Source organism: Acinetobacter sp. TTH0-4 (genome assembly GCF_015602665.1).
GTDB classification, from domain to species: Bacteria; Pseudomonadota; Gammaproteobacteria; order Pseudomonadales; family Moraxellaceae; genus Acinetobacter; species Acinetobacter albensis.
In genome coordinates this window covers 2,422,389-2,442,897 of the sequence record NZ_CP059079.1, presented here as the reverse complement: position 1 = coordinate 2,442,897, position 20,509 = coordinate 2,422,389, and the positions used below count along the sequence as shown (strand labels likewise).

Here is a 20,509-nt window from a genome sequence, read left to right as displayed (position 1 = left end):
CAAATCCGTATTTTTTAAACACGGGGTATTTGAAAATTTTCAATGCCCCGTGTTTTATTTAGTTATTTATATTTTATATTCTTCCATTGTTTCTGATGTTCAGACCAGTCTCACTGGCTGATTTTGAATAAAGGTTATTCTATGAAACCCGTTATTGCGCTCATTGGTCGTCCGAACGTCGGAAAATCAACGTTGTTTAATCAGATTACCAAGAGTCGTGATGCACTTGTTGCTGACTTTGCGGGACTCACTCGCGACCGTAAATATGGTGATGCTGTTTATCAAAATAAATCATTCATTGTCGTGGATACTGGTGGTATTGGCGAAAGTGAAGCAGGCATTGATGCTTATATGGCAGAACAGTCGAAAACAGCCATCAATGAAGCTGATATTATTGTTTTTGTCGTCGATGCACGTGCAGGCTTACTGGCATCTGATGAGCAAATTGCTCGCGAAATTCGTACTTTGGGCAAAAAAGTTTATTTGGTGGCCAATAAAGTAGATGGCGTCCATGCAGAAGCCGCTGTGGTTGAGTTTTATCAACTGGGCTTTGGCGAACCTCTACACGTGGCTGCAAGTCATGGTCGTGGTGTGGCTCAAATGCTTGAAGAAGTATTGTCTGATGTTCCTGAAGATGAAAGCCAAGAAGAACATGACAAAAATACGGGCTTACGTTTGGCAGTGATTGGTCGACCAAATGTAGGTAAATCGACTTTGGTCAACCGCTTGTTGGGTGAAGATCGTGTCGTAGTGTACGACATGCCAGGCACAACGCGAGATTCGATTTATATTCCGTATGAGCGTAATGAGAAAAAATATACTTTAATTGATACGGCTGGTGTACGTCGGAAAGGTAAAGTGGATGAAATGATTGAGAAATTCTCGATTGTTAAAACTTTACAAGCCATTAAAGATGCACATGTTATTGTTGTCGTGCTTGATGCGCGTGAAGGCGTGGTAGAACAAGATTTGCATTTAATCGGCTATGCTTTAGAAGCGGGTCGTGCGATGGTGATTGCAATCAATAAATGGGATAACATGACCGAGTACGACCGCAAGCAATGTAAGCTTGACGTCGATCGTCGTTTTGACTTTATTCCATGGGCAAAAGTACATTTGATTTCTGCCTTACATGGTACTGGAGTCGGTGATTTATATCCTTCGATCCATCGTGCTTATGATTCTTCGCATTTAAAAGTTTCACCTGCCAAAATCACACAGATTTTGAATGATGCGACTGAAGCACATCAACCACCTATGATTAGCGGTCGTCGTATTAAAATGCGTTATGCGCACATGGGTGGACAAAATCCACCAACAATTGTCGTGCATGGTAATAAGGTAGATAAAACCCCTGCCGATTATCGTCGTTATCTTGAGAACGTATTCCGTAAAGTCTATAAGCTTGAAGGGACACCAGTTCGAATTGAGTTTAAAACCTCTGAAAATCCATTTGAAGGTCGCAAAACACAAATGGATGAGCGTATTGCAGCACGTAAACGCCGTTATGTGCAGAAGTTTAAAAAAGCTGAAAAGAAATTCAAAAGCTAAGTGATCCTCTATTAATGATAAAAGCCCGAAGTTTACTTGGGGCTTTTTTGTTTTAAGATGTAATGGAATGGGTCACGACGGAGATGCAGGTGAGCAAAGTTATACGAGTGGATGTAGCTACGCTAGAGAAGATTGTCGGTTTATCTCATGGGCTTGATCGTAGGGCGAAAATTCAACTGCAAAAACAAAAAATCTATCAGCATCGTAATCAATTGTTGGCGCAGCAATTAGAAACTGACATTCAGCAGGATGCTTTCTCTGTCACCGAATATGGCAAACCGTATTTAACACATTTTTCTGCATTTCATTTTAATCATAGTCATAGTCAAAAAAATTATGCTTTAGCCAGTAGTCGGTACATGCCTGATTTAGGAGTGGATATAGAAGATTTAGATCGTCAGGTGCGATTCGAAGCGTTGGCGAAACATGCTTTTCATGCCAAAGAGTTGCAGTGCTGGAATGAGTTGCAGCAAGATGCTGAATATTGGTTTAAAGTCTGGACCACGAAAGAATCTGTATTGAAAGCTGCGGGATTGGGTGTGCGTTTAAGTCTAAATGAATTACAAACCAATGTGCATCCTATTGAAAATGGCGGGATGTGTAGTCATCCGATGATTGGAACTTTTGCTTATCAAAATTTTAATTTAGGAGATGTTATGTTGACAGTGGCTTGGCGTTCGGAAGCATCTTGTAAAGGTTTTAATTTTCCTAAAATTCAGATATTTAAATAATCGCGATTTACCATCAAAAAAACGGAGAGAGTCAGACTATGGAACAATTATTGGCCGTGATGCGTGAGTTACGAGAAAAATGTCCATGGGATCAGCAGCAAACACCATAAAGTTTAACTCAATATGCAATTGAAGAAGCCTATGAAGTCGAAGCAGCCGTAAGGCAAGGCAATATTGAAGACATTCGCGATGAACTAGGAGATTTACTTCTGCAAGTGGTATTTCAGTCGCAAATGTACAGTGAGCAGAATGCCTTTGATTTTAATGATGTCGTGAAGGCGATTACTCAAAAAATGATTCGTCGTCATCCACATGTTTTTCAGGCAGATGCATTTTTACAGCTTAGTTCAGATGATGTTGCCGTACTTTGGCAGCAGATCAAACAACAAGAAAAGCAAGGTAAAATACAATCTCGCTTAGATGAGATAAAACATGGGCCTGCCATTCAGCAAGCACATGAAATCCAAAAAAAAGCGGCAAAAATTGGTTTTGATTTTCCAAATGTTAATGATGCTTTTGGCAAACTGAATGAAGAGTTGTCCGAGTTGCAACAAGCCATGCAGAATCAAAATTCCGACGAAATTTTTGATGAATTTGGAGATTGTCTATTTTCACTGATCAATGTTGGACGTAAACTGGGGCTTTCTAGTGAAATGGCGTTATTAAGCACTATTCATAAATTTAAAACACGCTTTGCTTTCATTGAAGATCAGGCATTACAACACCACAAAACTGTGGAAAATATGACATTAGAAGAAATGGATCAGCTTTGGGAACAGGCAAAACAACAATTAAAAAAATAGGTTTAATCTACAATGCAAAAAAGAATACAGATACTCAGTGATTTTTTATATATGGGGATTTTCATCTCCTTGTTGTTGGGTTCAAATGGGTATGCTCAAAAATTTGATCAAGAGTATTTGAAATGGAAGGCGGATCAAGATGCTCAAGATGCACGTTTAAAAGGTCCAAATACAGCAACATCTCAAAATTATTATTTAGCAAAACCAAGTTTAGTTGCTGTAACGGGCAATAAAGTCAGTTTAAATCAAGCCAATGCAGAGCAGTTGCAAACTTTATCTGGGGTAGGTTTAAAGAAAGCAGAAGCTATTATTGCTTACCGACAAAAAAATGGAAAATTTAAAACCATTGAGGATGTGCAGCAGGTAAAAGGTATTGGGCCTGCATTATTTGCCAAAAATAAACAGCGCTTAGGATTGTAATTTAACGTTATAATCTGAGCTTATAATTGTGGATAAATACATTTCATCGCCCACAACAAAATATCCAGCAATGAGATAATCAAATTGCCCTTTGATGGTGTTAGATATATGATTAGCGTCATCTTAGATATTTTACGTTCAGACGTAGGAGACAGCGTCTTTTGCAAACTTTGCGCGCGTCAAAATGTGGTTTATCAACCGCTCAATTACCTTCTTCCATATTAGATGTTATCGAGGCTTTAACCAAGGCAGGCTTTGAAGCCTACATTGTTGGTGGTGGTGTTCGTGACCTAATGCTAGGCCTGAATCCTAAAGATTTTGATGCCGTCACCAATGCAACACCTGCTCAGATTAAAGACGTTTTTGGAAGGCGTTGTCGTATTATTGGACGACGTTTTGAATTGGCCCATGTTTATTCGGGTCGTGAATTGATAGAAGTCGCCACTTTTCGTGCACCGCCTAAAAAAGCGGTCACTTCAGCTTCTGGTATGATTTTACGCGATAATAATTGGGGCACGATTGAACAAGATTTTATTCGTCGTGATTTCTCGATCAATGCTATGTACTATCAACCACACACGGGTATTGTGCTTGATTTCTGTCATGCCATCGATGATATTAAAAATAAAACGTTACGTTTGTTGGGCGACCCAACTTTACGTTTTGAAGAAGATCCAGTACGAATGTTACGGACTTTACGCTTTGCAGCCAAACTAAATTTTAGTATTGCACCTGAAATATTAGAAATTTTTACGCCTAAATTGACCCCGTTATTACGTGATATTTCTCCTCATCGTTTATATGATGAGTCACAAAAATTATTCACGATGGGTCATTTAAATCGTGTACTGCCAATGTTAATTGATTTTGATATTTGGAGTCAGTTATTTGCAGAAATTCCGCCTCAGATCAGCACATTTATTGAACGTGCTGCAATCAATACTGATCAACGTATTCAAATTGGCAAAACGATTAATCCAGCCTTTTTCTATGCGGTATTGCTTTGGAAACCTTTTTTAGAACGTTGTGAGTTTTATTTGAGTAAAGGTACTGTTCCTGCTGAAGCCCGTGCACAAGCAGGTTTGGATGTATTAAAGCGTCAGGCGACACGAACGATTATTCCTCGCTTTGCTGAAACTTTTATTCGTGAAGTTTGGGAAATGCAAACCCGTTTACTCAGCCCTAAGCCGCAGCAAATTCAAGCCTTAGCAAACCATGCGCGTTTTCGTGCTGGCTTTGACTTTTTATTATTGCGCGAAAAATCTGGTGATGCGAGTACCCAAGGGATGGGAATGTGGTGGGATACGTATCAGCTCATGAGCACCGATGAAAAAGAACGTGCCATCAGTCAATATAACCGTCAACGTGCAAAAAGTCGTCGTAAAGCTGCGGTGGTAGAAGAAACAGTAGATGCTAGAGCGGCTCAAGTTGAAATTGAACCATTGGTCAATGAGCCAGAACCTCGCAATCGTCGTGATCGTAAAAGTAGAAGCAGACCTGAAAAACCAGTTCAAAAAGCAGTTTCAGCATCTGATGGTTCAGCAATTGCTTATGACCATCCGATTTTAAAACGTAAACGGGTTAAGCGTGATTTAAGTCATGTGGTCTTTGGGCCCACCCAATGACCATAACGTATATTGGTTTAGGCAGTAATTTAGGCGATTCACGGCAGATTTTGCGTGAAGCTGTACAAAAACTAGCAATGCTGGGTGCTGTTCAGGTTTCAAAACTATATCAAAGTCCACCGATGGGGCCGCAAGACCAACCGCATTATTTAAATGCAGTGGTTCGACTGGAAACTGATTTAACCGCGCTCGCATTGTTGGATCAATTACAGTATTTTGAGCAAGAATCAGGTCGAGTTCGTTTACGACGTTGGGGTGAGCGGACGCTGGATTTGGACTTGCTGCTGTATGGCCAAGAAAATATTCAGAATGAACGTTTAAGCGTTCCGCATGTTGGACTACTAGAACGAGATTTTGTGGTTATTCCTTTGCTCGATTTAGATGTAAATATGCAAGTTAAAACACAACAATTAAAAGATTTGTCTGTCATACAACATCCGACCGTTTCACTTTTGGATGATGAATCGTGGGCGAATATTTAATTTAGGCATGTTCTTGGAACAAGATAGAGGAACATCTTGATGATTAGTCTCAGTAATTTAAAACAATTTAAAACAGATGGGCGAAAATTTTCCTGTCTGACTTGCTACGATGCTAGTATGGCAAAAGCTATGGAAATAGCAGAAATCGATAGTATTTTAATTGGTGACTCTTTAGGGATGGCGATTCAAGGTCGTGATTCAACCCTGCCTGTTACGGTCGAAGATATGGCATACCATACAGCAGCTGTACGTCGTGGTAATCAGCATGCATTCATTATGACTGATTTACCTTTCATGAGTTATGCCACGCTTAATGATGCTTTAGTGAGTGCTAAAACCGTGATGCAAGCCGGTGCACAGATGGTCAAAATTGAAGGTGGTGCATGGCTGAGTGAAACAGTAACGGTATTCACGCGTAATGGTATACCCGTGTGTGTTCATTTGGGTCTAACACCACAATCTGTACATGTTTTTGGTGGTTATAAATTGCAAGCCCGTACCCGTGAGGCTGCGGATCAATTAATTGCAGACTGTAAAGCTGTAGTGGAAGCAGGTGCGGCATTATTGCTACTTGAATGTGTACCAGCCCAATTGGGTAAAGAAATTACTGAATTATTCCCGCATATTCCTGTCATTGGGATTGGTGCAGGTGTAGATACAGATGGCCAAGTATTGGTTGTACAAGATATGCTCGGTTTAACGTTTGGTCGTGTGGCTAAATTTGTCCGTAATTTTATGAAAGAACAGTCAGGGGAAACGGCTATTTTAGATGCGTTTAAAGCGTATCATGCTGCAGTTCAAGACGCTTCATTTCCTGCCAAAGAACATACTTTTCAAGTCGAGCTGTAACATGAAAACAGAAACTACCATCCAAGGCTTGACCGCTTCACTGAGCCCAGCTCGATCGTCGCGTAAAATTATTGGTTTTGTACCGACCATGGGTAATTTACACGAAGGTCATTTGAATTTGGTACGCGAAGCACGTCGTTTATGCGATGTGGTGGTGGTGAGTATTTTTGTTAATCCCATTCAGTTTGGCCCCAATGAAGATTTTGAAAATTATCCACGTACTTTAGAGCACGATAGCCATTTATTGGCCGAAGTGGGCTGCGATATCGTTTTTGCACCAAGTGTTGAACAAATGTATGGTCATAAACCACGTCTAACCAATATTAGCGTGTCTGATATTACCAATGATTTGTGTGGTTTACAGCGTCATGGTCACTTTGATGGTGTTGCCGTCGTGGTCACTAAACTGTTCAATATGGTACAACCCAATTTTGCATTTTTTGGACAAAAAGATTATCAGCAATTGGCGGTTATTCGTCAGTTTGTTCGTGATTTGAATATTCCTTTAGAAGTGATTGGCGTACCGATTACGCGTGCGACAGATGGCTTGGCACTCAGTTCGCGCAACGGCTATCTAACTGAAGAACAGCGTAAAACTGCACCGATCATATTTCAGAGTTTAAAAGAGGCTGAACAACAACTGAAGCAGGCTGTTAACTTAGCTGAAGTGTTAGAAAATATTAAGCAAACATTGACACAAGCAGGTTTTATTGTGGATTATGTGGAAGCGCGCACATTAGATTTAGACAAAATTGAAGTATTTAATCAGGATGTGGTGTTATTTGTTGCTGCTAAACTCGGCACCACCCGTCTGATTGATAACCTGCAAGTCAAATATACTGCATAGATAAGTTATTAAGGACAGCCTTGCCATGAAGCGTATTTTAATCGTTACAGGACAATCTGGATCAGGAAAGTCATCTGCTTTGCAGGTGCTTGAGGATTTGGGTTATTACTGTATTGATAATCTACCTTTGGCATTACTGCCTGAAATAGTTGAAAAACTTGATCGAGAAAATAATCTTGAACAACTCGCGTTAGGTGTTGATGTACGCAGCACACGAGCAGATTTACAAGAATTTGATCTTGTTTTTGAGCAACTGCAAAAATATGGTTCAGTCGATATTATTTATTTGACTACACAAGATCAGGAATTGATTTCTCGATTTAGTGCATCACGTCGACCACATCCTTTGGCTGGTCGTTTCAAAAGTTTAAATCAATGTATTCAAGAAGAAAAAACCTTATTGCTTCCGATACAATTACGTTCCACAGTCCATATTGATACTACAGATAAAAGTGTGCATGATCTAAAACATACTTTATTGTCTAAACTTGGACAGTCCGATAAATTAATTTTAATTTTGCAATCTTTTGGTTATAAACACGGTATTCCATTGGATGCAGATTATGTATTCGATGTCCGTCATCTGCCCAATCCTCATTGGGATTTGGAATTGCGGAAATATTCAGGTTTAGATTTACCTGTGCAACAATTTTTGCTGCAAAGTGAACAGACCAATGAGATGTTTCAAGATATTTATTGTTTTTTAGATAAGTGGCTGCCTGCCTTTTCAGAAGGTCATCGTCATTATATGACGGTGTCGATTGGATGTACGGGAGGGCAGCATCGTTCAGTATATATGGTGGATAGACTCAAAAAAGCCCTTGAGGAAAATTGGTCTATTCAGGTCTTACATAGAGAAATGAAGCACTGGTCATGATTGACACAACTGTTGACGTAATTAATAAACTAGGTTTACATGCGCGTGCATCTGGAAAGCTAATTGAAGTGACCACCAAATTTCGTTCATCGATTCAAATTGGGAAAGGTGACAAATTAGTGGATGCAAAAAATATTATGTCTTTGCTGATGCTTGGTGCAGGCAAAGGCACAACTTTACGTTTAGTCCTAGATGGTACAGATGAAGAACAAGCTTTATCTGAAATTCATGCACTATTCGCAGCAAAATTTTACGAGGCAGATTAATCGTGGCACGTCGACCGCAACAGCGTTTTACTGAAGATGACTTTGAAACTTTAGAAGGGCGTGCAAGCAAAACCGAACAAAAGAAAGCAGTTCAGCGTATGGCTGCTTTGGGTGAGCAATTGTCAGAATTGAGTCTTAAACAGATTCAAAAACTTCCTGTGGAAGAGCGTTTGATTGATGCATTATTAGATGTACGTACCATAACTTCACATGAAGCGCGTCGTCGCCAATTTTTACGGATTGGTAAGTTATTGCGTAATGAAGATGAAGCCGTAATTTTGTCTTATTTGACACCGCAACAGGGTGCGAAAAAAACCGCACAATTACAGCGTTGGGTCGATCGTATGATTGCTCAAGGTGACCCTGCCATTAAAGAATTTATGAAAGCGCATAATGCGGCTGAACATCATCCGATTCGTCAGCATATTTTGCGTATTCAACGTGATATTACTAAGGAATTACCTGAAGAGCAGGTCGCTGCCTCTAAGTTGAAATTATTTAACTATATTCAGCAAGTGGCATTAATTTCAGATAACTGATGAATCTCAAGACCACAGTTTTGCTATAAAGCTTTTCATAGAATGAATTGAACAGTAAAAAACGGCTTATTTTAAGCCGTTTTTTACATGCGCACTTTTATATTCTATTCTAGAAAATTTAGGCTGAGGCTTTTAAATTACTTCACTGTTTGCACGTTTTTTAGCCCAATCACGTAAGATAAATTTCTGCAACTTCCCTGTAGATGTTTTAGGAATTTCAGTAATCATTACATCTTTTGGCACTTTAAAACGTGCTAAATGTTGTTTGCAGAATTCAATCAATTCTTCAGGCGTGGCAGTTTTACCTTCTTTGAGTTCAATAAAAGCGCATGGTACTTCTTGCCAACGTGGGTCAGGTTTTGCCACCACTGCGGCAGTGAGTACGGCAGGGTGTTGATAAAGTACTTCTTCGACTTCAAGTGATGAAATGTTCTCTCCTCCTGAAATAATGACATCCTTTGAGCGATCGGTAATTTTTGCATAGCCATCAGGTTGGCAAACAGCTAAATCGCCTGTATGGAACCAGCCACCAGCAAAAGCTTCTGTAGTTGCTTCAGGGTTCTTTAAGTAGCCTTTCATGACAATATTGCCACGGAACATAATTTCCCCCATGGTTTCACCATCATGTGGTACTTCTTGCATGGTTTCAGGATCAAGCACTTTCATACCATCTTGTAATGGATATGGCACACCTTGTCGTGAATGGAGTTTGGCTTGTTCTTGAATCGAAAGGTCGCTCCAACCTGCTTGTGAGGCGCATAAGGCAGAAGGTCCATAGGTTTCGGTTAAACCATAAACATGAGTCACATTGATACCGATATGACGCATGCCCTCAATAATAGCAGCAGGAGGTGCTGCACCTGCCACCATCACTTCTACACGATGATCAAAAGCAGTTTTTTTCTGTTCAGGTGTATTAATGAGCATCGAGAGTACAATAGGAGCCCCACAGAAATAATCGACTTTATGTTCAGCAATCAATTTGAAAATTAATTCAGCATCGACTTTTCTTAGGCAAACATTGGTTCCACCGTTGGCCGCCATGGTCCAAGCAAAGCACCAGCCATTACAATGGAAGAGGGGAAGTGTCCATAAGTAAGTGGCACGTGGGGTCATGCCGCAGGCAATGATATTGCTAGCTGCATTGATATAAGCACCACGATGATGGTAAACCACGCCTTTTGGATTGCCTGTAGTGCCAGAGGTATAACTGAGACTGATTGCATCCCATTCATCTTGTGGTAAATGCCATTCAAAGTTTACATCACCATCTAGCAGCCATTCTTCATATTCGATTTGACCCATTGGGATTGAAGGATGTTCATATTCCGCATCAGCCACATCAATGACATAAATATTCTGTGTAACTAGAGCGAGTGCTTCCGTAGCAAGGCTTACAAATTCTGGATCTACCAAAAGTACTTTGGTTTCAGCATGCTCAAGCATAAAGGCGAGCGTTTTGGCATCTAAACGCGTATTTAAGGTGTTGAGTACAGCACCGGCCATAGGCACTGCAAAATGTGCTTCAATCATCGCTGGGACATTAGGTAATAGTACAGACACGGTATCATTTTTGCCAATACCGAGTTTTTGGAGTTTTGAAGCAAATTGGCGGCAACGCTGATACGTTTGTTGCCAACTAATTCGGCGTTGACCATGAATAATGGCATGTTGATGAGGATAGATATACGCGGCACGATCTAAATAACGTAAAGGCGACAGTGCCACAAAATTGGCGGGGGTACGCGGTAATTCATCGTATGCACTCATCATGTTGAAACTCCATTCCATATTTATTTTCATATCCTGCTAAAAAGATATGCCCTTGTTGTCGGTCTTGCAGTTATGCTTTAGTCGAGTGATTTTTTAATAATTATAAACCATTGAATAATAATAAAATTGTTTTATAGTATTTCGGTCTGTTGAACTGTTCGGTTTTAAAATTTGCTTTTTAAAAATAGTTTATTTGAAAAGTACAAGCCAAAAGAACAGTTTTAAAAAATAATCATACATCTATAACAGATCGATAAAAAGCAGAGTGTTGTACAAAGATATTGCTTAAATTGGAGCAATATTGTGATCTTCTTATTGGGAATTTTTAATAAAAAACTTAAAGATTAAAGCGCCTTGTATTTAAAATACGAAGCCTTGTATTTATTTTTAAGATTAAAAACCAATTTAATTTACGATTAACTTTTGTCTAAGGTTTATAAAAAGGGAATGACAGTGTAAAATTCTCAGCAAATTTTATTTATCCACCGTTTTTATCTTTTGAGGCTCGCCTTGATCATAATCTCGCGGTGATATGCCCTATGGTACGGGGCATCACTCCTTAAGGATTTTTTATGCCAATTATCACTTTGCCAAATGGCGATCAAAAAGAATTTGATCACGCCGTATCTGTGATGGAAGTTGCGACGAGCATCGGCCCAGGTCTTGCAAAAAATACAGTTGCAGGGAAAGTGGATGGACGTTTAGTCGATGCATCTGACTTGATTACCACTGATGCAAGTTTGCAAATTATTACGCCAAAAGATGACGAAGGTGTCGAAATTATTCGTCACTCATGCGCACATTTGGTGGGTCATGCAGTTAAGCAATTGTTCCCAGAAGCAAAAATGGTCATTGGTCCAGTGATTGAAGAAGGGTTCTATTACGATATCTTCAGTGAAAAACCATTTACTTTAGATGACTTCGCAGCCATCGAAGCACGCATGAAAAAGCTGATCGATGAAGATTATGATGTCATTAAAAAAATGACACCTCGTGCCGAAGTCATTGAATTATTCACGCAACGTGGCGAAGATTATAAATTACGTTTAATTGATGATATGCCAGACGAGACCCAAATGGGCTTGTACTATCATCAAGAATACGTCGATATGTGTCGTGGTCCACACGTTCCCAACACTAAATTCTTAAAATCATTCAAGCTCACTAAAATGTCAGGTGCTTACTGGCGTGGTGATGCGAAGAATGAACAGTTACAACGCATTTATGGTACAGCGTGGGCAGACAAGAAACAGCTTGCGGCTTATGTAAAACGTATTGAAGAAGCAGAAAAACGCGATCACCGTAAAATTGGTAAAGCCTTAGACCTGTTCCATATGCAAGAAGAAGCACCAGGTATGGTGTTCTGGCATCCGAACGGTTGGACCATTTATCAAGTGCTTGAACAATACATGCGTAAAGTACAACAAGATAATGGCTACCTCGAAATTCGTACCCCACAAGTGGTTGATTTCACGCTTTGGGAAAAATCAGGCCATGCTGCAAATTATGCAGATGGTATGTTCACGACGCATTCAGAAAGCCGTAACTATGCCATTAAACCGATGAACTGTCCTTGTCACGTACAAGTGTTCAACCAAGGTTTAAAATCATACCGTGATTTGCCAATTCGTTTGGCCGAGTTCGGTTCGTGTCACCGTAACGAACCATCGGGTTCATTGCACGGCATTATGCGTGTTCGTGGCTTTACTCAAGATGATGCACATATTTTCTGTACCAAAGAGCAAATTGGCCAAGAAGTGGCTGACTTTATTAAACTGACTTTAGATGTATATAAAGACTTCGGTTTCGAAGAAGTACAAATGAAGCTGTCTACTCGCCCAGAGAAACGCGTCGGTGAAGATGCACTATGGGACATGGCAGAAAAATCTCTGGCTGATGCTTTAGATACTGCGGGATTAGAGTGGGACTTACAACCGGGTGAAGGTGCGTTCTACGGTCCGAAAATTGAATTCTCATTGAAAGACTGTTTAGGCCGTGTTTGGCAATGTGGTACAATTCAGTGTGATTTCAATTTACCTGAGCGTTTAGACGCGTCTTACGTAACTGAAGACAATGATCGTGATCAACCTGTAATGTTGCATCGTGCAATACTTGGCAGTTTCGAGCGATTTATTGGTATACTTATTGAACACTATGCGGGCTTTATGCCACCATGGCTTGCACCAACGCAAGCCTGTGTCATGAATATTACTGATTCTCAAGCAGATGCTTGTGATTTAGTCGTTGCGAAACTTAAAGAAAATGGAATTCGTACCATTTCTGACTTGAGAAATGAGAAAATCGGCTTTAAGATTCGTGAACGTACTTTAGAGCGTATTCCTTACTTATTGGTTCTTGGAGACCGTGAAGTTGAGGAAGGAACAGTGAATGTTCGTACGCGCTCAGGAAAAAATTTAGGTACTATGTCAATTGATGCCTTCGTTGACCTAGTGAAAGTAGCCGTCGCCGAACGTGGCCGGTATATTGTGGAGTAATAAAGATTAAACAGCCTGACCGTAACCAACAACAAGGTGCTAAAAGCAATCGTCCTGCATTAAATGACGAGATCCGTGCAAAAGAAGTACGTCTCGTTGCTGCAGATGGGGAACAAAAAGGCATCGTTTCACTTGCTGAAGCGTTGCGTGCTGCAGAAGAAGTAGAGCTTGATTTGGTCGAGATCGTTGCTAATGCAGAGCCACCTGTTTGTAAAATCATGGACTTTAATAAACATTTGTTTGATCTGAAGCAAAAGCAAAAAGATGCGAAGAAAAAACAGCATCAAGTTCAGGTGAAAGAAATTAAGTTGCGTCCAGGTACAGATGTTGGCGATTACAACATCAAGCTGCGTGCTATTCTTCGTTTCCTTGAAGAAGGCAACAAGGTAAAAATTACCTTACGCTTCCGTGGTCGTGAAATGGCTCACCAACAATTAGGTTTGGCTCAATTACAAAAAGTTGAAGCAGACGTAATTGAATTTGGTACTGTTGAACAGGCACCAAAAATGGAAGGTCGTCAAATGGGTATGCTCATTGGACCAAAACGTAAAAAATAAGCACTCATTGAATAAAAAAGCACTGCATGGGCAGTGCTTTTTTATGCCTGCCTTTTTTACTTATTGTTGTAGAGGGCTACTGTTTTTACCTGCTTCCACAATTGGAATATTGGCTTCGGTCGGTACATAAATAATTTGCTGAATACGACCATCACGTAATGCCTCACCAAAGGCACCAATAAATTCCTGTTTACGGTATTCAGGATAATCTTTCGCGGCTTGACCGACTAATTTTATGGCTTCGGCACGCAATTTGGCACTTTCCAGTTCTGCTTTAGCGACCTGAACTTGAATCATTTTGGATTGCTCAGCTTCTACTAATGCCGCTTGACCATCCATACCTTGTTTCCATACTTTATAATGTGACCAGCCAAAAAGAAATAGACCAATCAGAATGATGAAACACATAAAAGCGATAAAAATCGTGGCTGGACCCATATTGGCAGGTTTTGAATAATGCATATTTTGCCTATTTTTCTTTGCAAATATTTATGATTTTTTTATGTACTGCTTGAGTAGTATATTTCATATAAGCTTCTAAATATCATTTTATTTTTTTGAGGTGATTGTTAAATTAAAACTAGAAGAAATAGAAAAAGACCTGCACATAGGCAGGTCTTTTATAAGGTTTATGCATCGACAGTAGTGGACTTTAAGCGTTCAATTCTTTTCCCAATTGGAATTTTTCTCGGCAATTTCTCTTCTGGAATAATGCGCTCTAAGTCTATTTTTAATAAACCATTTTCATAGTCGGCATGCTGTACTTCAATATGTTCATCTAGGCGTAGCGAGAGTTTGAATGAACGACGGACAATTCCTTTATGTAAAAATTCAATCGTGTTATCGGTTCTTTCTTCCGCAGGTTTACCTAAAATGGTGAGTACTTGATTTTCAAGCTTAATCATCAGTTCTTCTTCGGCAAAGCCTGCGGTAGCAACCACAATGCGGTAGTGATGGTCACCCGTCTTTTCAATATTATAAGGTGGATAATTAGGGGTATCACTTTGCATCGCATGATCAAATAGATCATTAAGACGGTCAAAACCGATACTGCGACGAAATAGTGGAGTAAGACTTACATTACTCATTGATAGAACCTCCTGAGTTTAGCAAAGTTTTATAAATAAGATTTCAAGGCTGTCATGCTGAGCATCAACACTCTGTAAAGCTATAGCTTTAAGCGATTTTTGCTTTACTTTGAATAAATATAGGTCTGCAATTTAGCTTTTCAAGCATTTTAATTAAAAAATTGAGAAAAATCTTAATCGGATAATAGGTGATAAATTAATAGATCAAGCAACTTAATTGTGTTTATTAAGTTTAAGCAAAGATTAAGTTTTTAAGCGCTAAAAGATGCTATAAAGATGGGTATTGTTTCATATTTTAAAGTAAGACTAGAACAGTAAAAGAGAGAGAAAATGATTGATTTATATTATTGGGGCACTCCCAATGGACATAAAATTACCATCGCACTAGAAGAAATGGGCTTGGATTATCAAATTTTCCCAATTAATATTTTAGAAAATGATCAGTTCCAACCTGATTTTTTAAAGATTTCTCCAAACAATAAAATTCCTGCCATTGTTGATCAAGAAGGCCCGCGCGGTGAGGCTATTTCAATCTTTGAATCGGGCGCAATTTTACAATATTTAGGCCGTAAAACAGGGATGTATTACCCAAGCGATGAGCAGCAACGTGTTGAAGTTGAGCAATGGCTGATGTGGCAAATGGGTGGATTAGGGCCAATGCTAGGGCAAAATCATCATTTCGGGAAATTTGCAGCCGAAAAAATTCCTTATGCCATTGATCGCTATGTCAACGAAACAAAAAGGTTATATGGCGTTCTAAACAAACAATTGATTGGGCAGAAATATGTTGCTGGTGAATATTCAATTGCAGATATGGCAATTTTGCCTTGGGTATTACGCTACGAATGGCAGAACATTGAATTAGAAGATTATCCACATGTAAAAGACTATATTCAACGCTTAACCGCAAGACCTGCTGTTCAAAAAGCATTATCTATTCAAATGATTCCTTAAAAGTGAATCATCTGGAACTGTGATAAAATAAATAATAATCACAAAAACCACCTGAATGGTGGTTTTTTATTGGATGCACAGACCACAATGAAAGAATTCTTTTTAAATTTGACACGTATTATCGAAACGAATGCCAGAATTTACTTAAGTGTTATTTTTGGTATTGCCTTATGTTTAATGATTTTTGTTGCAGAAGCAGTCCATATTCAAAATTTTGCGGCTACTTTGAACACGAATGACCAACAGATTTTACGTGAAGCGATTCAGCCTTTAACCGAGCGTTATAGTTTAAGTCGGTATATTGTTTTGGTTTTAACCATTTTTTGGTCGAGTTATGAATATAGATCGACCAAGAAAAAACTTGGGCTTTAATCCTGAGCTTATTGCTATTATTTTGTGCAGCATTTGGTGCTGCAACTCTGTTGCCATTGCAATCAGAAGCAGTCTTGGTAGGCGTGTTATTACAAGATGATTATCCAGTTTATATCGTGGTTTTGATGGCAAGTCTCGGTAATGTTTTGGGGTCATGTATAAATTGGTATTTGGGTTTAAAAATAGAACAATTTAAAGATAAAACATGGTTTCCTGTTTCAGCGCAGAATATGCTGAAAGCTCAAAAAATTTATCAAAAATATGGCTACTGGTCATTATTCTTGAGTTGGCTACCGATTATTGGTGATCCAATCACTTTGATTGCAGGTTTACTCAAAGAAAATTTTTGGCGATTTTTATGCATAGTCAGTGTGGCCAAATTCGCACGTTATTTATTCGTGTATTTGGCTTTTTCTTTGTTCTAAAATAAGCGGTTTGAACCAGAATGGTCGAGGGTTTTGACTTGAATGATCAGAGTGAAATTTTAAAATATGGATGTATCATCCTTTCACTTGAAAGAATAAAAAGTGATGAATAATACAAGTCTGTTGATTAAAATGCGCAGGAAAAATTCTTCTCTTTTTGAAATGACATTTTTATGATGATGGGAAAAAGTGTGGCATTAGACCACACCTATGTATCCATAATTATTTTTACGCAAAATGGATTAGTCACATTGATCTAAATCAAACTTGATTTCATCTTTAAGTGTTGATTTTTTATAAATCCAATATTGACGTTGAACATCGACCTGTACATTAGATACGGCTTGAACAAGCATTTGATCTAAGGCAAAAATGCCTGAGCCTTTTTTAATTCTAACTTTTTTGACATCCCCTTGTTTATTGACTTTAAAACTAAATTTAATTGTACGATTATGCCCATTTAATTGTTCAGAATTGAGCGATAAAGTGGGTTGAGTTCGATAGGAAAAAGAAGTTTTTTTCGCTTTTTGCTGAGCTTGCCAATTTTTAGAATTAAAGCCATATTGGCAAATTTCACGCTCATGATCTGGACTCAGTTTGAGATTAAATGCTTGATAGCCAATTTGTGCAATCGCTATATTATTCTCAATATGAGGTTTGACATGCGCATTATTCACGGCTTTCAGTAAGCGTTGGTCTAAGTCACCTAAACCGGTACTTTCTTGTACAGTGGCTTTACTGATTTGACCTGATTCATCAGCATAGATGCGAATAATGGCACTCCGGTTTTGGTCTTTTAAATCTTCATTCTTATATTCGGGTTGAGGAAATTTGGTCCATTGAATACGCGTGGTCAAATGAGCAGGCAACGCTGCACTTTTTTGAACAGAAAGTTGTTTGGAGCTTTTAACTTCAGCGCTATAAACAGCACTTAAGGGGAGGCTCATGAGTAGAGAAAAACACAATATTTGTTTCATAAATTCTATTTCTTTCGTTAAATCATGGATAAGAGCAAAAGCAGATTATTATTCGAGGCAGAGTATTTCCTGAATTAGGCAGACTGGCAAGTCTAAAAAATGAATACGCGTACTTGAACATGCTTTTGAGTCCTCTCTCTTGCGCAGATATATCAGCCTAACAGTGATCTTAATCAGATCACTGTTAGGCTGATATCACCTCTGATTGCTCTAATTATAAGAATATTGATTTGAGCTCTCCTAAACTCTCATTTGAAATAATGTTTGGGTTGGTTTTTAATTTCTATGTGCAATGAATAAGGCTTATACATCCACGTGTATTTGCATACAAACAAATATGTAAGCAGGGGAAGGTAATATGATCGTGGATAAATACGCTTACCAGTACGATCAGGAGCAAAACAAACCAGAATGTGCGCTGTATTTTTCCGAAGAGGTGCTTTTGTTTTAAACAAATATGCTTTAGAATACGCGCTCCCTTACCTGCAGGTCGTTTTTGCAATGGTGCAGACGCTCCGAACAGGTGTTCAAAAGAGGTTGTTATGCCTAAGATGAAAACTCGCCGTGGTGCAGCTAAACGCTTTAAAGCGACTGCTAACGGTATCAAGCGTAAACAAGCGTTCAAACGCCACATTTTGACCAAAAAATCTGCTAAGCGTATTCGTCAGTTACGCGGCTGTGTAATGGTTCACGTGAGTGACGTTGCTTCAGTTCGTCGTATGTGCCCATACATCTAAGGAGATTATAAATGGCTCGTGTAAAACGTGGTGTACAGGCGCATCGTCGTCATAAAAAAATTCTTGCTCGTGCTAAAGGTTACTACGGCGCTCGCTCACGTGTTTATCGCGTAGCGTTCCAAGCAGTAATTAAAGCAGGTCAATATGCTTACCGTGACCGTCGTCAGAAGAAACGTCAATTCCGCGCTTTGTGGATTGCACGTATCAATGCTGGTGCGCGTTTAAATGGTTTGTCATACAGCCGTATGATCGCTGGCTTGAAAAAAGCTCAAGTGATTATCGACCGTCGTGTACTTGCTGATATCGCTATGCATGATGCAGTTGCATTCACAGCTTTAGCGACTAAAGCTAAAGATGCGTTAGCTGCTTAATCATCTTCGATGATAAAAAAGACCGCTTTTGCGGTCTTTTTTATCATCAATTTTCATAAAAAAGGAAAAGTATCAGGATTCAATAAACATATTGAGATTAATTAAATTTTCGATGTGGAAATGTCGACAAAAGAAATAAACCAAGTGCTGTAAAGCCCAATACCTGAAGTATCAGAATCACTTGATGTTCTGCGCTTAAGCTCGAGATTAATGTCATAAGTGCGATCATTGGCATAATCAAAAATAAAATAGAAAATCCACTTTGATAGGGGTTATCTGCTGTTATTTTTAAACTTAATACTCTTAATCCATGCACCGCCATTCCAATGACAAGACTGATCATGGTGAATAGAGGTGAAAGTGGTGCCACTGTAGCGCATAGATAAATCATCACACATGTGGTGATACAAACAATCAGCTTAATTTGTCGTGTACATCGTGCTGAATACCAAAAATCTAAAATCATTTTTGCTCGGTTGAATGATGCTGTCGATTCAAGAAAGACAAAGGTGAGAATAAGCACACTGCTAAAGCCATAAAGCCAATACCTTGAGCACCAGAAACCAAAATTTCACCTTCTTGCATATGCATAAAGATTAAGGCCAGTAATAATGCGATTGGAATCCAATGCAGTAGACGATATAACAAGCCGTTGGGCTTTTTTAGAGCGAAATGAACTTTGCAGTAACGGCATATCAGAAAAATAATTCCCGTTCCCAAATACATGAGGATGGCATCAGGTTTCAAGGGTTGCATCCAATACAACACAGCAGTTGTAATGGCGATGGCAGAAAAAATGATCAGTTTACGCCACATCGAAACTTTAGAATCAAACCAAAATTCAAGCATAATTTTTTGATTAATCAAACGGAATTGATGCACTTTAGCAAAAATAACCATAAAAAAGCGAGGCTTTTGCCTCGCTCACTTTTAACTATTTTTCTGTGGTCCCCAATCGTAAATTTTCTTTTGGTAGGCATACCACATCATCCATAGACCGATCAAAATCATCGGTACAGTGAGGAATTGTCCCTTACTCATCCAGCCGATAAAGAGTTGTCCATTGTCTGGCTCGCGGAAAAACTCCACCACAAAACGTGCAATGCCATAGCCAATCAGGAACAGCGCTGAAACGGCCATACGTGGACGTGGTTTTGAACTGAACCACCACAACACGATAAATAAAATTAAACCTTCAGCCAGTGCTTGATAAATTTGTGACGGATGGCGAACCAATTGCAATGGGTCTGTCGGAAAAATCATACCCAAAGCAAAGTTTGGATCAGTGACTTGGCGACCATAGAGTTCACCCCCAATAAAATTGCCTATACGGCCAAACATTAAACCTGTCGGAACGCAGGGTGCGATGAAGTCTAAGGTTTGAAACCATGTCATTTTATATTTTTTGCACCAGAACAGCATTGCAATCATGACACCCAAGAAGCCACCATGGAAACTCATACCGCCTGTCCAGACTTGAAACAGCCAAAGTGGGTTGGCAAGAAACTGTTCAAAACCATAAAAGAAAACGTAGCCCATACGACCACCCACGACTACACCTAAGGCACCATAGAAAATTAGGTCGGAAACCATGTCCGGTGTCCAACCATCACGTTGTTTGGTCCGGTAGGTCGCTAGTCCCCAAGCAAATAAAAATGCCAGTAAGTACATTAGTCCATACCAATGCACTTGTAAGGGGCCTAGTGAAACTGCAATAGGGTCAATATTTGGATAGGTCAGCATTCCTGTTCATTCTCGTTCTGTTTTGCA

Annotated in this window: 24 protein-coding genes and 1 pseudogene; 18 read left to right on the top strand and 7 right to left on the bottom strand. The window is 39.3% G+C overall.

Annotated features, from left to right (window positions below; genetic code table 11):
• Nucleotides 1–141: 141 nt before the first annotated feature.
• The 11 genes and pseudogenes from der to yjgA all read left to right on the top strand — a co-directional run bounded on the left by der (nt 142) and on the right by yjgA (nt 8,990).
• Nucleotides 142–1,551 carry a ribosome biogenesis GTPase Der gene (der, locus tag H0S58_RS11385; protein ID WP_193889923.1) on the top strand — a complete coding sequence of 470 codons (1,410 nt, stop codon included), beginning with the start codon at nt 142–144 and terminating at the stop codon, nt 1,549–1,551.
• A gap of 89 nt (nt 1,552–1,640) precedes the next feature.
• Nucleotides 1,641–2,282: a 4'-phosphopantetheinyl transferase family protein gene (locus H0S58_RS11380; protein ID WP_195726566.1), complete on the top strand. Its 642-nt coding sequence runs from the start codon at nt 1,641–1,643 to the stop codon at nt 2,280–2,282.
• 38 nt (nt 2,283–2,320) lie between these two features.
• Nucleotides 2,321–3,085: pseudogene (gene mazG / locus H0S58_RS11375) on the top strand (nucleoside triphosphate pyrophosphohydrolase).
• A 12-nt stretch (nt 3,086–3,097) separates the two neighbouring features.
• Nucleotides 3,098–3,505 (top strand): ComEA family DNA-binding protein, encoded by a 408-nt coding sequence (locus H0S58_RS11370; RefSeq protein WP_053578775.1) that lies wholly within the window; start codon nt 3,098–3,100, stop codon nt 3,503–3,505.
• 161 nt (nt 3,506–3,666) lie between these two features.
• Entirely contained in the window at nt 3,667–5,130 is a 1,464-nt protein-coding gene (gene pcnB / locus H0S58_RS11365; RefSeq protein ID WP_053578774.1) for a polynucleotide adenylyltransferase PcnB, read from the top strand.
• Nucleotides 5,127–5,612, top strand: a complete 486-nt coding sequence (gene folK, locus H0S58_RS11360) for a 2-amino-4-hydroxy-6-hydroxymethyldihydropteridine diphosphokinase (RefSeq protein WP_053578773.1) — start codon at nt 5,127–5,129, stop codon at nt 5,610–5,612. The genes pcnB and folK overlap by 4 nt, the downstream gene beginning before the upstream one ends.
• A 39-nt stretch (nt 5,613–5,651) precedes the next feature.
• On the top strand, nt 5,652–6,461 hold the full coding sequence (panB, locus tag H0S58_RS11355; protein ID WP_053578772.1) for a 3-methyl-2-oxobutanoate hydroxymethyltransferase: 810 nt from the start codon (nt 5,652–5,654) through the stop codon (nt 6,459–6,461).
• Nucleotide 6,462: 1 nt separating this feature from the next.
• On the top strand, nt 6,463–7,308 hold the full coding sequence (panC, locus tag H0S58_RS11350) for a pantoate--beta-alanine ligase (protein WP_195726565.1): 846 nt from the start codon (nt 6,463–6,465) through the stop codon (nt 7,306–7,308).
• A 25-nt stretch (nt 7,309–7,333) separates the two neighbouring features.
• Nucleotides 7,334–8,185 (top strand): RNase adapter RapZ, encoded by an 852-nt coding sequence (rapZ, locus tag H0S58_RS11345; protein ID WP_195726564.1) that lies wholly within the window; start codon nt 7,334–7,336, stop codon nt 8,183–8,185.
• The gene (locus H0S58_RS11340; RefSeq protein ID WP_053578769.1) at nt 8,182–8,451 is read left to right on the top strand and encodes an HPr family phosphocarrier protein; all 270 of its coding nucleotides are present in this window, start codon (nt 8,182–8,184) and stop codon (nt 8,449–8,451) included. The genes rapZ and H0S58_RS11340 overlap by 4 nt, the downstream gene beginning before the upstream one ends.
• A 2-nt stretch (nt 8,452–8,453) precedes the next feature.
• Nucleotides 8,454–8,990 carry a ribosome biogenesis factor YjgA gene (gene yjgA / locus H0S58_RS11335; RefSeq protein WP_053578768.1) on the top strand — a complete coding sequence of 179 codons (537 nt, stop codon included), beginning with the start codon at nt 8,454–8,456 and terminating at the stop codon, nt 8,988–8,990.
• Nucleotides 8,991–9,122: 132 nt separating this feature from the next.
• Here the strand turns inward: yjgA and H0S58_RS11330 are convergent, their stop codons facing one another.
• Nucleotides 9,123–10,763: an acyl-CoA synthetase gene (locus H0S58_RS11330; protein WP_195726563.1), complete on the bottom strand. Its 1,641-nt coding sequence runs from the start codon at nt 10,761–10,763 to the stop codon at nt 9,123–9,125.
• 572 nt (nt 10,764–11,335) lie between these two features.
• Here H0S58_RS11330 and thrS point away from each other — a divergent pair.
• A complete protein-coding gene (thrS, locus tag H0S58_RS11325) occupies nt 11,336–13,258 on the top strand; it encodes a threonine--tRNA ligase (RefSeq protein WP_193889912.1) in 1,923 nt (640 codons plus the stop codon).
• A gap of 71 nt (nt 13,259–13,329) precedes the next feature.
• Complete coding sequence (gene infC / locus H0S58_RS11320; protein ID WP_406741588.1) at nt 13,330–13,815, top strand: translation initiation factor IF-3; 486 nt, start codon at nt 13,330–13,332, stop codon at nt 13,813–13,815.
• 60 nt (nt 13,816–13,875) lie between these two features.
• Here infC and H0S58_RS11315 read toward each other — a convergent pair whose 3' ends face one another.
• Both H0S58_RS11315 and H0S58_RS11310 read right to left on the bottom strand, forming a co-directional pair.
• Nucleotides 13,876–14,223, bottom strand: a complete 348-nt coding sequence (locus H0S58_RS11315; protein WP_413784421.1) for a hypothetical protein — start codon at nt 14,221–14,223, stop codon at nt 13,876–13,878.
• Between the two features lie 221 nt (nt 14,224–14,444).
• A complete protein-coding gene (locus tag H0S58_RS11310; protein WP_193889910.1) occupies nt 14,445–14,903 on the bottom strand; it encodes an Hsp20 family protein in 459 nt (152 codons plus the stop codon).
• A gap of 330 nt (nt 14,904–15,233) precedes the next feature.
• Here H0S58_RS11310 and H0S58_RS11305 point away from each other — a divergent pair, with 330 nt between their 5' ends.
• From H0S58_RS11305 to H0S58_RS11295, 3 genes are all read left to right on the top strand, one after another.
• A complete protein-coding gene (locus tag H0S58_RS11305; protein ID WP_193889908.1) occupies nt 15,234–15,857 on the top strand; it encodes a glutathione S-transferase N-terminal domain-containing protein in 624 nt (207 codons plus the stop codon).
• Nucleotides 15,858–15,944: 87 nt separating this feature from the next.
• Nucleotides 15,945–16,229 carry a hypothetical protein gene (locus tag H0S58_RS11300; RefSeq protein WP_195726562.1) on the top strand — a complete coding sequence of 95 codons (285 nt, stop codon included), beginning with the start codon at nt 15,945–15,947 and terminating at the stop codon, nt 16,227–16,229.
• Between the two features lie 2 nt (nt 16,230–16,231).
• Complete coding sequence (locus H0S58_RS11295) at nt 16,232–16,654, top strand: YqaA family protein (protein ID WP_195727611.1); 423 nt, start codon at nt 16,232–16,234, stop codon at nt 16,652–16,654.
• A 242-nt stretch (nt 16,655–16,896) separates the two neighbouring features.
• Here H0S58_RS11295 and H0S58_RS11290 read toward each other — a convergent pair whose 3' ends face one another.
• Entirely contained in the window at nt 16,897–17,631 is a 735-nt protein-coding gene (locus tag H0S58_RS11290) for a TonB family protein (protein WP_195726561.1), read from the bottom strand.
• 542 nt (nt 17,632–18,173) lie between these two features.
• On the opposite strand from H0S58_RS11290, the gene rpmI reads away from it, so the two are divergent.
• Complete coding sequence (gene rpmI, locus H0S58_RS11285; RefSeq protein ID WP_004672526.1) at nt 18,174–18,368, top strand: 50S ribosomal protein L35; 195 nt, start codon at nt 18,174–18,176, stop codon at nt 18,366–18,368.
• 11 nt (nt 18,369–18,379) lie between these two features.
• Complete coding sequence (gene rplT / locus H0S58_RS11280) at nt 18,380–18,739, top strand: 50S ribosomal protein L20 (protein WP_053578758.1); 360 nt, start codon at nt 18,380–18,382, stop codon at nt 18,737–18,739.
• Between the two features lie 97 nt (nt 18,740–18,836).
• Here the strand turns inward: rplT and H0S58_RS11275 are convergent, their stop codons facing one another.
• The 3 genes from H0S58_RS11275 to lgt form a co-directional block, all read right to left on the bottom strand.
• Nucleotides 18,837–19,202, bottom strand: coding sequence for a hypothetical protein (locus tag H0S58_RS11275; protein ID WP_195727610.1), 366 nt, complete (start codon nt 19,200–19,202; stop codon nt 18,837–18,839).
• Nucleotides 19,202–19,588, bottom strand: a complete 387-nt coding sequence (locus tag H0S58_RS11270) for a hypothetical protein (protein WP_195727609.1) — start codon at nt 19,586–19,588, stop codon at nt 19,202–19,204. Before H0S58_RS11270 ends, H0S58_RS11275 begins: the two co-directional genes overlap by 1 nt.
• Nucleotides 19,589–19,669: 81 nt before the next feature.
• Entirely contained in the window at nt 19,670–20,482 is an 813-nt protein-coding gene (gene lgt / locus H0S58_RS11265) for a prolipoprotein diacylglyceryl transferase (protein ID WP_092718266.1), read from the bottom strand.
• Nucleotides 20,483–20,509: the final 27 nt, after the last annotated feature.